The sequence below is a fragment of the Pulveribacter sp. genome (assembly GCF_032079985.1).
Lineage (GTDB): Bacteria > Pseudomonadota > Gammaproteobacteria > Burkholderiales > Burkholderiaceae_C > Melaminivora.
This window is the reverse complement of sequence record NZ_DAMATK010000011.1, coordinates 14,060-27,465: the sequence shown is the minus strand read 5'-3', so window position 1 is coordinate 27,465 and position 13,406 is coordinate 14,060. Positions and strand designations below refer to the sequence as shown.

At 64.5% G+C, this 13,406-nt stretch carries 11 protein-coding genes, 1 pseudogene and 1 other annotated feature; of the genes and pseudogenes, 1 reads left to right on the top strand and 11 read right to left on the bottom strand.

The features are described 5' to 3' along the window. Window position 1 precedes the first annotated feature (1 nt). From cas7e to RT282_RS16575, 10 genes are all read right to left on the bottom strand, one after another. Window positions 2-1,186 (bottom strand): type I-E CRISPR-associated protein Cas7/Cse4/CasC, encoded by a 1,185-nt coding sequence (gene cas7e / locus RT282_RS16620; RefSeq protein ID WP_313316086.1) that lies wholly within the window; start codon window positions 1,184-1,186, stop codon window positions 2-4. 94 nt (window positions 1,187-1,280) lie between these two features. Next, window positions 1,281-1,790: a type I-E CRISPR-associated protein Cse2/CasB gene (gene casB, locus RT282_RS16615; protein WP_313316084.1), complete on the bottom strand. Its 510-nt coding sequence runs from the start codon at window positions 1,788-1,790 to the stop codon at window positions 1,281-1,283. Further along, entirely contained in the window at window positions 1,787-3,502 is a 1,716-nt protein-coding gene (gene casA, locus RT282_RS16610) for a type I-E CRISPR-associated protein Cse1/CasA (RefSeq protein WP_313316083.1), read from the bottom strand. The genes casB and casA overlap by 4 nt, the downstream gene beginning before the upstream one ends. Before the next feature lie 78 nt (window positions 3,503-3,580). Then, a complete protein-coding gene (gene cas3 / locus RT282_RS16605; RefSeq protein ID WP_313316081.1) occupies window positions 3,581-6,259 on the bottom strand; it encodes a CRISPR-associated helicase Cas3' in 2,679 nt (892 codons plus the stop codon). 6 nt (window positions 6,260-6,265) lie between these two features. Beyond that, window positions 6,266-6,415 (bottom strand): hypothetical protein, encoded by a 150-nt coding sequence (locus RT282_RS16600; protein WP_313316079.1) that lies wholly within the window; start codon window positions 6,413-6,415, stop codon window positions 6,266-6,268. A gap of 24 nt (window positions 6,416-6,439) precedes the next feature. Then, complete coding sequence (locus RT282_RS16595; RefSeq protein WP_313316078.1) at window positions 6,440-7,279, bottom strand: hypothetical protein; 840 nt, start codon at window positions 7,277-7,279, stop codon at window positions 6,440-6,442. 33 nt (window positions 7,280-7,312) lie between these two features. Continuing rightward, window positions 7,313-7,876 (bottom strand): HAD domain-containing protein, encoded by a 564-nt coding sequence (locus RT282_RS16590; protein WP_313316076.1) that lies wholly within the window; start codon window positions 7,874-7,876, stop codon window positions 7,313-7,315. Between the two features lie 609 nt (window positions 7,877-8,485). Further along, a protein-coding gene (locus RT282_RS16585) for an IS3 family transposase (RefSeq protein WP_313316074.1) occupies window positions 8,486-9,717 on the bottom strand; the annotation gives its coding sequence in 2 pieces (ribosomal slippage) (window positions 8,486-9,426 and window positions 9,426-9,717; 1,233 coding nt in all). Next, window positions 9,320-9,436, bottom strand: a sequence feature (AL1L pseudoknot). It overlaps the preceding gene by 117 nt. A gap of 153 nt (window positions 9,718-9,870) precedes the next feature. Beyond that, on the bottom strand, window positions 9,871-10,350 hold the full coding sequence (gene cueR / locus RT282_RS16580; RefSeq protein ID WP_313316072.1) for a Cu(I)-responsive transcriptional regulator: 480 nt from the start codon (window positions 10,348-10,350) through the stop codon (window positions 9,871-9,873). Next, window positions 10,347-12,794 (bottom strand): heavy metal translocating P-type ATPase, encoded by a 2,448-nt coding sequence (locus tag RT282_RS16575; RefSeq protein WP_008905330.1) that lies wholly within the window; start codon window positions 12,792-12,794, stop codon window positions 10,347-10,349. The genes cueR and RT282_RS16575 overlap by 4 nt, the downstream gene beginning before the upstream one ends. A gap of 168 nt (window positions 12,795-12,962) precedes the next feature. On the opposite strand from RT282_RS16575, the gene RT282_RS16570 reads away from it, so the two are divergent. Next, window positions 12,963-13,157, top strand: coding sequence for a heavy-metal-associated domain-containing protein (locus RT282_RS16570; protein ID WP_008905329.1), 195 nt, complete (start codon window positions 12,963-12,965; stop codon window positions 13,155-13,157). A 105-nt stretch (window positions 13,158-13,262) separates the two neighbouring features. On the opposite strand, the pseudogene RT282_RS17275 reads toward RT282_RS16570, so the two are convergent. Further along, window positions 13,263-13,358, bottom strand: a pseudogene (locus tag RT282_RS17275) (hypothetical protein); the annotation flags it as partial. Window positions 13,359-13,406 lie beyond the last annotated feature (48 nt).

The following is a 13,406-nucleotide window of genomic DNA, read 5'->3' as shown; positions in this document are numbered from 1 at the left end:
ATCAGGCCTCCACGCTGGCCTGTACCACGGCGCTTTGCGCCCAGGTAGCCAGCGCCTGCAGGCTCAGGCGCTGCGCGCCTGGCACCTGCACATCGTCCACCGCCAGATAGCGGCGCGCCAGCGGTGCGCCATACGCGGCGTCCAGCTTTGCGATCTCATCACCCAGGCGCTGCACGGTGGCCTGCCGCAGGGCTGGCTGGCGCAGCGACAGGGCATTGTGGAAGGCGCCCGCCAGGCTGCGCGGCTGCCAGTCGCCTGCCTCCACCAGCATGAACTTGGCCCACTCGAACGGCGCGGTGGAGCCGCGCTTGGCGCCAGGGCTCACCGTGGCGATCAGGTGCAGCAGGCTTTGCACCACACGGCCGGCCAGCTCGCGCTGGGCCGGCGTGGCGCTGGCCCAGTCCTTGATGTGGACGCCCTCCAGGTTGGCAACCAGCTGGGGCACGTCCACCACCACATAGCCGTAGTACAGGCCGCTGGCCAGTTCGGTATCGAAGATGCCAGCCGAGCCTGCCTCGCCCGCTTCGCGCAGCAGGTCATCGACCACGGTGAAATAGTCGTTTTCCACCTGCGCCTCGTGCACGGTGAAGGCATGGGCGACATAGACAGCGGCGTCCCGGCTGGCCAGCACGTCGGAAGTCACCATGCGGCCGAACAGGGCAGATTCCAGGCCACTGCCCAGGCGCAGGGCTTCGATGTTTTTCTTTTCTTCCTTCAAGAAGGCGGCGATGGCCGCCTTCAGCGCCTTTTCTTCCGTGTGCTCGCTAGCCAATGTGGCGCAGCGCTGCACCAAGTACTCGATTTCCGCGTATCCGAGCAACACCGCCTGCCCGGTTTCCAGGGCTTCCTGGCCCTTGAGGTCCTTGGCCTTGTCCAGCAGCCCGGCGGCGCGCAAACCCTCCACCGCGATCTGTGCAAGGGACTCATCCACGCCAACCTGCATCAGCCGATCCTTGATGAGGCGCGGCGTCTCGCGCGAGCGCACGGCCATGGGCACGTCCAGGCGGCTCAAGGCGAATGCGTCATCCGCCACGCGCCAATGCCGCTTCAGGCATTGCGAGGACACGCGCGTGCGGATGGCATCGCCGTAAGGCAGGCGCTTGGCCAGCCCCGCGTCATCGCGGTTGAGCAAGGTGGCGGAGTAGTTGTGCAGGGTGTGGATCTGCAAAAAGCGCGGCAGGGTCATGAGGGTTCCTGAAGGATGACAACACGAGAAAAAAGGGACGAGGCGCGGACTAGGGGTTTTCTGGGATGTCCGCGTGTGCAGTGAAAGCAAGGGCTCAGGCGGCTTTTTCCTTGCGGCTCAGCGCAGAGAAGTAGTGGCCCGCCAGACGCAGGCGGATTTCTTCGGCCTGCGCCTGTGCATCGCGCTCGGCACTGCCTTCCTTGAGCACCAGTGCGCCCAATTCGTGCCAGTTGGGCCGCACGCCCTTGCTGGCCAGCAGACGCAACACACGCGGCAGCAACTGGGTGAAAGCGTGTCCCCGCGCAGTCAGCAGCTTGCTGACGCGGGACTCGGCCACGCCCGCGCGCGCCAGCTGCTCGCCCAGCCGCCCCTGGCCGTCATGCCCAGCCAGGGCGATGCCATGCGCCACCAGCGCCCAGCGTTGCCAAGTGGCAGTGCGCCAGGTTTCAGGCTGCAGCCCGGCCGATAGCAACGCCCGCGCCAGCGCGGCGATTTCGTGGGGCCGCAGGGGCTCGTCAGGGCTCAGGCGCGCCAGCGCAGCGCGCTCGCCTGGGTCGGCCCGCTCCACGTAGCTGGCCAGGGCGTTGAACGGGTTGACCGTCACAGCAGGGGCAGCTGCTGGCTGGGGGTGGCCGGCGCCGGACGGGCTTGTGCTGGCGTCTGCGCGGGAAGCGGATGGATCGAACAAGGCAAATCTCCTTCGGGAGCGGATGGACGGGAGTTTTTTTGTGCGACGTAGTGGCTTGCCAGCTCCGACAAGGCGCCCTTGCCGCTACGCAATCCACCGTGGAAGCGCGCCAGCGCATTGGCACGCGCCTTGTAGCGCTGCATGCCGCTGCGCGGGCCCGCGTCAAAGGACTGGAGCAACACCGCTTCGGCGCGCTGCGCCAGTCCCAGCAGCCACTGCATATACACCACGTTCTGCTGCTCGCCCTCGGCTTCGGCGTGCTGAGTCAGGTCGGTGAAGAAGCGGCCGTCTTCCTGGGCTTCAAAGGGTTGCGCGAATCGGCTGGCGCGGGCACTGATGGCGTCATTGCCATTGGCGCTCTCACCATTGGCGAACAGTACAGCCAGCGCGCTCCACAACAGCTTGCGCATGTCGCCGATTGCATGGATATGTTTTTGCGCCAGTGCAGCCACCAGTGGACGCTGTGCGTTGTCCATCAGCAGTCGGCGCAGCTTGGGCGAGACGGGAACGCGCCGTTCATGGAAGCCTTCAGTCTTGCCCTGTCCACGCACGGCGGCTCTGGCGAGCACCTCTAGGCGCGCGTCGGAAGCCCAGCCGTTGAGGCGCCACGCGGCACCATGGGCAAAACGCTCACCGGCCAGCAGTTCCGTCATGAGCTTGTAGTCGAACCCGGCGGCAGACACTGTGAGCGCCTTCGCCTTGGCCTTTTCAACCGGCGTCCAGGCGTCGCCCGTGACACCGTTGCTGTCCTTGGCAGCAACGCGGGTGGTTTTGCTGCCGGAAGCGTGGGCCTGTATTTTTCCGTGAGGGGCTGCAAGACGCACGCGCCGGCAAATTTCGATGTAGAACGGATCGAGCGATGACAGCGCCAACGACTCGGCGCCTGACCACGGCAGCAGCCACAACAAGGCATGGCCATGCTCGTATGCAAAGCTGTGATCACCAGCAATTCGCTCGCGCTGCGTCAGCAGGACATGCACGTCACTGCGCCAGCGCTGTCCCCAGGCGCCCACCTGTGCCACGCCCACGCCTGAGCGGTTGCCATAACCGCTATTCATGCGCGAGATGCCGTGGTTGCCAGCGCCAAAATATCCTTCTTGCGTCTGCAAGCTGAGCAAGGCAAACAGCCAGTCTTCAGGCTGGGCCTGGCGCATGCGCTCCGCCTTGAGATCGTGGTTTTTGGAGGTCACCAGCATGTCCATCGCATCAGGCGTGGTCAGCAGATTGCTCCACTTGGCTGGCACTTCATTGGGTACTGGCGGTTGCAGCAAAGCCGGCCGGTCCGCAGGCGCCACCAGGCACCAAGGCGCTCCATCCGGATCGTCGGGCGTCAGCGCCAGCAAGGCGGCACGCCACTGCCCGGCCTCCTGCCATGGCGCTTCCTCGTCCGCCCGGTGCAACGCCAAGGCGCCCAGCTGCACCAAGAAGGCGTGCCAGGGGTGGCGCTGGTGCGCCCGCAGCGCAGGGAAATCGCGCACCTGGTCGGCAACCATCGCCGCCAACAACTCGGGCAGGCTGGTGGTCTGCAGCGCCCCATCGCCAGTGCCGCGCCAGCGGATCAACGGCGCATCCAGCACGTTCCAGTGCAATGCATCGCAGGAAGGTGTTTCAAGCATTGTGTTGGCCATGGGTCGAACCATCCTTTGCAAGCGCAGTATGTTTTTGATAGCTGGATGCCATTGATTTACAAGGGCTGAAGGCACTTTTCATTGCTTTTCTTGAGCCAGACGTTCGACACCGAAGCGTCCATAGCGATAGCACTGGCTCCCCAGCATGAAGGTGAATCCAGGCTGATCCGCCAGTGCCTGCACCTGACTGGGCTGGACTTCGTCTGCCAGACCGTGTGGCAGCAGGTGATGACGCAGTGCCAGCTGCTGCACCGGCTGACCGAACGGCCCGGCAGGCGCATCGTCAAAAACCACCAGCCGATCGGCCGCGCCCAGTCGGGTGCCGATGCCCTGGGCATCGTGAGGAAAGAACTGCTCGCCAAACTCCTGGTCGTACGCCAGCGCATGCAGCTTGGCCATGGTGGCGCTGGCGTTGCGCAGCCCATCGCATTCCTGGCCAAAGCGCACCCAGTCCTGACCAAGTTCCTGCGCCACTGCATCCAGGGCCTCGCCGTGCGTGGCCTGCTCCACCAGCACCCGGTTGTCCGCGGGAATGCAGCGCGTGGGCGCGGCATCGATCAGGCGGCGCGTGGCCTCCAGGCCGCGCAGGTCGAGATAGACACCTGCCAGGGGTTGCCCCCGCATGCGAATCGGCCCCAGCCCATGGCGTTGGCGCTGCAGCAGCGGGGAGAGGTCATGCCCAGAGGGCGTCAGCACCCAGGCGCGCGCCTGCTCGAAGCCCTGCGGTCGATTGCATCGCGCGTGCCGGTGCAGACGCCCCAGGCGCTGTAGCAGTACGTCCATCGGGCACAGGTCGGTGATGAGCAAATCAGCATCGATGTCCAGGCTTTGCTCCAGGGTCTGCGTGCCGATCACCACCAGCCCCGGACCCTCGGGCCGATCTGTACGCTGCTTGCCGATCTGCGACTGCACCTGCCCATCCAGCAGGGGACGGTCCTGACGGCTGAAGCGGCTGTGGTGCAGCGTGCTGACACCCGAGACCTTGAACAAGCACTCCAGACCCCGCGCAAGGGCCAAGGCCTCTACCGCTTGCAAGGTGGCAACGGCAGCGGGCACCGTGTTGCGCACCACCAGCACGCGGGCGCCTTGCGCGGCGGCGTGCACAGCCAAGCTGGCGATGCGCTCGGGCTCATCGATGGCGTCAAGCGTTTGCCAATGCACGGTTTTTTGCTGCGGGTTGCCCTGCACCGCCATCAGCTGCGCACCGCCAGCGCTGCGGTGGCTGATCGCCGGGTAGTCCAGCACTTGCGCTTGCGCCAGACTCGGCGGCGTTTCAGGCCGGCGTGCACCAATAGACAGATACCGGGTGCGCGCCACGGCGCCCAGCGTGGCTGACAGCAGCAGCGCTTGCCCGCCGCAGGCCACGTGGGCCTGCAGCAGCTGTTCGGTCAGGCGGCCCATGTAGGCGTCGGAGGCGTGTACCTCATCGATGACCAGCAGGCTGCGCGCCAGCAGTGCCTGGCGCAGGTGCGCATGCTTGAGCTGCAGCGTCGCAAGCAATGCCTGGTCAACGGTGCCCACGGCAATCGGCGCGGCCAGGTAGCGCTTGGGCGTCTCTGCTGCCCAGCGCCTTTCTGCATCGTGGTCCTGGGGCATGTCGTGCCACAGCACTTGAAAGCCTGGCAGTGGCTCATAGCCGTGGTTGTCCGCAGCTGCATACCCAGGCAAGGCCCGAACGACAACGGGAGTGCGATCCTTCCACGCGCGGCCTACGAAATGCAGCACACGCTCATACAGCTGGGAGGCCGCCACACGGGTGGGAAGCGCAAAGTACAGCGCATCGACGCGGCCCGTGCGCCACAGGTGCAAGAACCGCCACAGCGCCGCCTCGGTTTTTCCGCTGCCGGTCTCTGCTTCCAGCACGACGACAGGCCCGAGGCCCAGGGTGGCCATTGCCGCTTGCATGGGCCGAGGTGCGGGCAAGTCAAACACCTGCGCAAAATCAGCATGCGTTGCACGTTCGCGCAACTGTGCGCTGCCCTGGTCCAGGCCGATGGCCTGCACCGCATGGCGGGCTCGCTCTAAGGCTGTGGCGCTGCGGTCTTCGCCTGGTTGGCTGTAGGGGAAAAATCCTGGCCGCGTATCCGACCCAAGCCAGTCGGCCAGCTGGACGAGGCCGGCAAACAGGTGCGCAAAGGACGCTCCATCGGGGAGTTCGTGTTCCGCGCTGATGAATGCGTCGGGAAACTGCCGCTGCACGGCCTGGCCCATGGCCGCCACGGCGTGCGCCGGGTCGTACAGTACCTGGCCAGCGTGCTCGATGGGTTTCCACAGCGCGGCGCCGCCCTCGGCCTGCACTGGGCGACCATGGTGGCTGATGCTGGCGCGCAAAAGCGTGAGCCAGGCGTCTCCCCACTGCTGCATCGCGTCCAGGGGCAGCCCTGCCAGGATGCGTCGGGGCCAGTGCATGCCCTCAAGCGCTTGTTCGATCAGCGCCCAGCCTTGCGGGCCATGACCGGCAAACGGGGCAATCCAGCCTTGGGGCTTTTGCTCGGTCTCGCTCCAAAGGCGCCCCTGAAACCCTGCATTGGCCTTGCCGATGTCGTGCAGGTAGGCGAGCACGACCAGGCGCGCTTTGTCGGTCTTCTCCAGTCGCCGCCCCGCGCACTGCTCAAGCGCCCGGTCAATTGCCGGCAAATGCAGCAGTGCCGCCATCACGGCGGCAACGTCTGACAGGTGGTCTAAGAGAGGATGCGTTTGGATCGCGTCGCCGCTGCGGCTGAGCTTGGCCCAGGCCTGAAAACTTTGAATGGACAAGAGCAATCACTCTGCGCTGCGTTTGCGCTGGGGGGACTCGGGCAGCTTTGCACGCAGTGCCTGAACAACGAGGGCCTGGCGGCTGAGCCCCAAGCGCTGCGCCCACAGGGCAAGGCGCTGCTCCAGCTCTCGGGGCATGCGAAGGGTGGTCTTCATTGGTAGGTCTCCACGAGGTGAAGGTCACGGTTTTTTTGAGGCAGGCCTGACCTGTGCCCAGGCACCGACCAAAGGCGCGCTGAAGCCGTGAGCGGTCATCCAGCGCAGGGCTGCCACTATGTCTGGCACCACATAAGCGTGCACGGCTAAATTGGCTTGGCCGCACACCGGCGGTAGAGCCTCTTCCCAGCCTTCAAAAACCGGCCAAGGGGTGAGCATGTGGCGGCCATTGCAGTGCTGCACACGCACCCAGGCCTGGCCTTCGCGATCGCGCATGACGGCCACAGACGTGTTGTGGGGATGCTGCCAGGGCCAGGGGCTGCCTGTCGCTTTCGGTGCGCTCGCAACGCCCGGCAAGGGGGCTGGTGAGGCGGCAAGCGCGCGTGGGTGGGGCTGGGGAGCCGGCGCTGGCGTTACGGCTGGTTGCGCGGCGCGCAGGGCGTCTTGCTGTTGGGCCTGGCGCTGAAGCTGTGCGAAATACTCCCGCCTGAGCTGTTCGCGCTCGCGATCTTGTAGCCGCTGACGCTCAGCCAGCTGGGCTGCAGCCTGCTGCTCGTCCTGCAGCCTGGCGCGAAATCGCTCGATGAGCGCGGCGGTGTTGTGCTGTAGCAGCGCGCGGTCGTCATCGCTCAGCCGCTGTCCGCTCCCCCAACTGCTACCCGCCAAGACCGGCGTGGAACTGGCAGCCTGCCCGTAGCGGCGCCTGTAGCAGGTGGAGCCCAGCACCAGCAGCTGCAGGCCTTCGAGTACCACGTGCACTGCGGCATGCACGCCATGGCCGCAGCCGGGGTTTTGGCACAGCACGCGATCGGCGCGATCCACGGAGACGATGGCGAGCAGCTGGGGATGAGGCGGCGGCGGCATGGGCGGACAGTAGCAGTGCGAGCGTCCAGCTTTTTACCGCTCTTCGGATGCAACTGGGCCGTTCGCGTCTACGAGCCAGCGCTCAAAGTGCTCCGCCAGCTCTTGCAGGTGCGCAGCCGTGATCCCCACCTTGAACTCGGTGGCCACCAGCTGGCGCCGGTAGATCGGGAAGAACTCAGGCTTGTCGTCCAGCGCCACCCAGCGCGCAATGCCGTGGCGAAACAGCACCTGACGGATCTCGTGCTCGCGCTTGAGGCCTTGCGCCTCCAGGTCGGGCGTGGTGCCTATCACGCGCGGCGCGATGTCCGGGCTGAAGAGCGTGCGCAGGTAGGACAGGTCGGCCGTGCGCCAGGCAGAGCTGACCACCACGTCCACGTCGGGGTAGCGGCGCAGGAGCGCCTCCAGATCGGGCAGCAGCTCGAAGGTGCCGCTGTTGCCCACGTGCAGGACACCATCGAAGTCCAGAAAGAGCACGCCCAGGCGGGCGGGGCGCTCAAGCCAGGAGGGCTCGTCCTGCGCTTGCGCGCGACCAGAGGGAGCAGGCAAGGGGAGCCATTTGCTCAGCCAGGCGCTGAAGGTTTGAAGGGCGGTTTTCATGGGGAAGATTCGGCGGTTCAAACGAGCGTACGCATGGCGCGCGCGAAATCGCGGGCGAGACGCGACAGAAACTGCCGCATTACTTGGATTACATGAACTCGCCAAAAGCCAAGTGCCCTGGTTTGGGCCTCAGGGGCAAAAACTCGTGGTTGTTGCTAACAGAGAGTGGACTTTGCGAACATAGACTGGACCTTGCTGACTTGCGGTTGGCACTCTCTGCCGACATGCGCACGGAGCAGCGTGCTGGGCTAGTGGGTAAGTTTTGCGATTTGGCTAAGTCCGTGACTCACAGCAGGGCGGCTTCCGTTTGCGTCCGCAGTGACTCCAACAAATAAAGTGCGTCGGGTGCAAATAAAGTTCGTCGAGAAGATTCCACATTAAGAAACGCGAAACGGCCTCAGGTTCAGGCGCTTTTCGTTTCCTCCTAGCGAAGGTGAGTGGGCGGTGGGGCGGTCTGTTTCAGGCTGATCTCAGTCGTTCGCGCCCCATACCGTAGAGGGCAGCAATCTTACTAACCGGTCATTAATCGCCCTCGCCCTTGACCAACAGCCTCGTCCCTAGGTTAGCAATTGAACCGCCCCGGGAATCGTGGAGGCCGGTTGGTTTAAGTCAGGCCGCCACCATGGAGGGCTGACTGGCGAGTTGCCGGTAGTAGTTTGCCTCAGCCTCTGCCGGCGGGATGTATCCGATGGGTCCGAGCAGCCTGTGATGGTTGAACCAGGACACCCATTCCAACGTTGCCAGTTCCACCGATTCACGGGTTGGCCAAGCCCGTCGATGAATCACCTCCGCCTTGTACAGCCCGTTGATCGTCTCGGCCAAAGCGTTGTCGTAGCTGTCGCCCTTGCTGCCCACCGACGGCTCGATGCCAGCCTCTGCAAGCCGCTCGCTGTAGCGGATGCTGACGTATTGCGACCCCCTGTCGGAATGGTGAATCAAGGCGCCATCACGCTCGGGTTGCCGGGCATACAGCGCCTGCTCCAGGGCATCCAGAACGAATTCCGTGTGCATGGAGGTGCTGACCCGCCAACCCACAATGCGCCGGGCATACACGTCGATCACGAAGGCCACGTACAGCCAGCCTTGCCAGGTTGAAACGTAGGTGAAGTCCGAGACCCACAGCTGGTTGGGCCGCTCGGCCTTGAACTGTCTGTTGACGCGGTCCAGCGGGCACGGTGCCTTGGCATCGCTGATGGTGGTGCGAACCACCTTGCCGCGGCGCACGCCCTGCAAGCCCAGGCACTTCATCAAGCGCTCGACCGTGCAGCGTGCAATGACCACTCCCTCCCGGTTCATCTGCTTCCAGATCTTGTCGGCGCCGTAGACCCGCATGTTGGCCTGCCAGACGCGTTCAATGTGCGGCACCAGGGTGTCGTCACGTTGGGCGCGCGGACAGCGCGGTTGGGGGTTGCGTTGATGGGCGGCATGGCGCCAATAGCCTGACGGGGCGATCTGCAGCACTTTGCAGATCGACTCGACCCCGTAGGCCTGTCGATGCTGATCGACGAAGTGGTTCAGGACTTCAGACGGCGGTCGAGCTCCGCCTGGGCGAAAAACGCGCTGGCCAGCTTCAAGATCTCGTTGGCCTTGCGCAGCTCTTTGACCTCGCGCTCCAGCGCCTTCATCTGTTCACGCTCGGATGTCGTGATGCCGTCACGCACGCCGGTATCGATCTGGTCGCGCTTGACCCATTCGTGGAGGGTCTGGGGCACGCAGCCGATCTTGGGGGCAATGGATTCGATGGCCGCCCACAGCGAGGGGTACTCGTCACGATGCTCACGCACCATGCGAACAGCGCGTTCGCGGACCTCGGGTGAAAACTGGTTCGACTTCTTGCTCATGGCTCAATCCTCTCAGAGAAAAGAGCCTCCTCAAAACCCGGGGCGGTTCATCCGGGCGTCTAGCAGTAACTTGTACGCCCCTGAATAGGGTGGTGGCTCTTGGCAGGATCCTGTATGCACGGCTGCTTTCGAAGTCGTATTCGCGCCTACCGTTCACGCTGTTCCCTTGGCCGAGGCTCTCAGTGTCTGCGGCTTCACCTTTGCCTTCGTTGTGGCTGGGGCGACGAAGCTCTCCAAATCTCCAAGGATTGGAAAATCCGGGCGGTCATCGCCGTGGCAACAGTGGATCAGGTGTCCCAGCGTCTTTCGCATGGACTCCATCTCCATGATCTTGCGGTCGAGCTCCGCAAGGTGCGCGGATGCCACCTTCTTCACGCTTGCGCTTGACCGCCTGCGGTCTTGCCAAAGCTTCACCAGCTCGCCGATTACGGGGACCGAAAAGCCCAAGTCCCTTGAGCGTTTGATGAAGCGCAGCGTGTGAACCTCCGACTCGCCATACACGCGATAACCCGACTCGGTGCGGTGGACCTTTGGCAGCAGACCCAGCGACTCGTAGTGACGCACCATCTTAGGCGTTACCCCCGCCTTCTCGGCGGCTTCCCCGATGTTCATTCCATCACCGATCGTTTTCATGCGGACCTTCCTTTCCAGTGGCGCAGGGTTAATGCATTGGCGACCACGCTCACTGAGGAGAACGCCATCGCGGCTCCGGCGAGCATGGGGTTGAGCAGTCCGAACGCTGCGAGAGGGATTCCAACCACGTTGTAGACGAAAGCCCAAAACAGGCCTTGGCGAATCTTCGCGTAAGTCTTGCGCGAGATTTCGATTGCGTCGCCCACCAAGCGCGGATCGCCACGCATCAAGGTGACTCCGGCCGCATGCATGGCGACCTCGGTCCCGCTGGACATCGAGAAGCCCACATCGGCCGCCGCCAATGCAGGTGCGTCGTTGATGCCGTCGCCCACCATCGCCACGGCCAGCCCGCTCGCTTTGAGCTCGGAGACGACCCGCGCTTTGTCCGCCGGCAGAACTTCGGCGCGAACCTCGTCGATGCCCAGCTCCTGGGCCGCGACGCGCGCGGCGCCTTTGTTGTCGCCTGTGACCATGACGACTCTGACGCCTTGCTCCCGCAGGCTCGCGACCGCCTCCTTGGCGGTGGCCTTCGCTGCATCGCCAAACGCCAGCAGGCCGACGAGCCGCGCGGGCTGAGCGCCTTCGGCCAACCACGACACGGTTCGGCCCTCGTCTTCGAACTCCTGGGCTCGCGAGGTCAGCGGGGAGAGGTCGACGCCTAGCTCCTGCATCCAGCGGGAGCTCCCAAGGCTGAGAGCTTGCCCCTTCACCTTGGCCGCCATGCCACGGCCCGCGACGGACTGAGCGTCCTGCGCTGGAGCGATGCTGACCAAGTTCTCCTTAGCCGCGTCCAGGACGGCGCGGGCCAGAGGGTGCTCACTCGCCGCTTGCACGCTCGCGGCCAGGCGCAGAAGGCCCGCGTGGTCGCCGTCGGCAGCTTCAAATGCCACCAGGCGCGGCTTGCCTTCGGTAAGGGTGCCAGTCTTATCGAACGCGACGATCTTTACGTTGTGGGCGACTTCCAAGGCCTCCGCATCCTTGATCAGGATGCCTCGGCGGGCGGCCACTCCTGTGCCGGCCATGATGGCGGTGGGCGTGGCAAGCCCCAGTGCGCACGGGCAGGCGATGACCAGAACGGCGACGGCGTTGAGGATCGCGCGCTCCCAGTCACCTGTGGCCAAGCCCCAGGCGATGAGGGTGATGACGGCGATTACCAGTACAACCGGGACGAAGACCTCACTCACCTGGTCGACCAGGCGCTGGATGGGCGCCTTCTTGGCTTGGGCCGACTCGACCATCCGCGCGATGCGCGACAGAGTGGACTCTGCGCCGACTGCGGTGGCGCTGGCCGTGAACAGCCCCTCCGCGTTCACTGAGCCCCCGACGACCTTCGCGCCGGGCACCTTCGCCACTGGCAGGCTTTCGCCCGTAATGAGCGACTCGTCCACGTGCGTGGATCCTTCCAGGATATCGCCGTCAACGGGCACGCGCTCGCCGGGGCGAACCACCACAACGTCGCCGACTTTCACCTGGGCGGCTGGAACCTCAACATCGGTGTCGCCGCGACGCACTCGAGCGGTATCAGGGCGCAGCGCATTAAGAGCCCGAATGGCCTCGGTGGTCTGGCGCTTGGCGCGGCCTTCCAGCCACTTGCCAAGTAGAACCAGGGTGATCACAACCGCGGAGGCCTCGAAGTAGAGGTGAGGCGCCTCGCCGTGACCCTCGTGGCCGATTCCAACGATGAGCAGGTAGAGAGAGAGGCCATAGCCGGCCGACGTGCCCAGCGCGACAAGCAGGTCCATGTTGCCCGCTCGCGCCTTCACGGCCTTCCATGCGGAGCGGTAGAAGCGGGCGCCTAGCCAGAACTGTACGGGAGTGGCAAGCGCCAACTGCCACCACCCGGGGAGAGCCCAGTCAACGTTGAACAGCATGGCGAGCATGGGTAGCACGAGGGGAAGCGAGAGGGCGGCGGCCACAGCGACCGGCCACCAATCTGGCCAACTCGCCTTTGCAGTTTGCGAGGCTCCATCGGTTTCCTGGGGAAGCTTCGCAGCGTATCCCGCCTTCTCGACGGCGGCCACGAGCCTGGGTAGCACTTCGTCGGCGCGGCCCACGAACCGGACTTCCGCTTTCTCTGTCGCGAGGTTCACTTCTGCGGCAGTCACTTCCGGGAGCTTGCGCAGCGCCTTCTCGACACGCGAGACGCAGGAGGCGCAAGTCATTCCCTCGATAGACAGGCTCGCCTCATCGTTGCGCACGGAATAGCCCGCCTTCTCCACCGCGGCGCGAAGCGTGGCGAGGTCGACCTGGCTTGATGCCGAGATGCTCGCGCTCTCGGTCGCCAGGTTCACGCTGGCGCGCTCGACGCCGGGAATTTTGGCCAGCGCCTTCTCAACGCGGGACACGCAAGAGGCGCAGGTCATGCCCTCAATCGGCAACTCGATGCCCAGCTTCTGTAAGTTTAGGTTCGCCAGGCTCGCTGGCATCGTCGTCGTGGTCTGCATGGTTGGCTCCTAGCGTCTGAAATCCAAGCGCTGGTTTGCATGATCAACCTTACTATCATGGCAAGGTCAAGCCCCTCCGACAAGAAAATTTTTAACCACTTCTATTGAGTCTGACACGGTGACAGGCTTGACGATGCTGCCTTCAGCCACTTTTTTGAGGAACTTGCCATGATCGAATTGAATCTCCCGGACATGAGCTGCGGACACTGCGCCAGTACCGTTATGAAGACGTGCAAGCTCGTCGATCCGGTCGCCAAGATCGAGGTCGATTTGCATTCGAGGCTGGTCAAGATCGAATCGGCGGAAGACCGGCAGGACTTCGCCGACGCGCTGGGGGAAGCCGGCTACCCGCCAGCCCAGTGACACGGGCGCCTTGGTGATGCACCTGGGCATCTGCCGCCCTTTCCGATAAGAAGGAGGGGAGGCGAGTAGAAGAAAGAGGGATGGAGGGTCATATCGAGCAAAGTAAGCGGCTGGCCGCATGCCTGCCCGCTTGTCTGCCGGGGTAGACCCAAAAGCCAAACTAGCCAGCTGCCCGAGCACGACAACGGGCGCTGACCACGAAAAGGCACCGCGCTACGCAGGCAGTGCGATGTTGACAAATTGATAGCT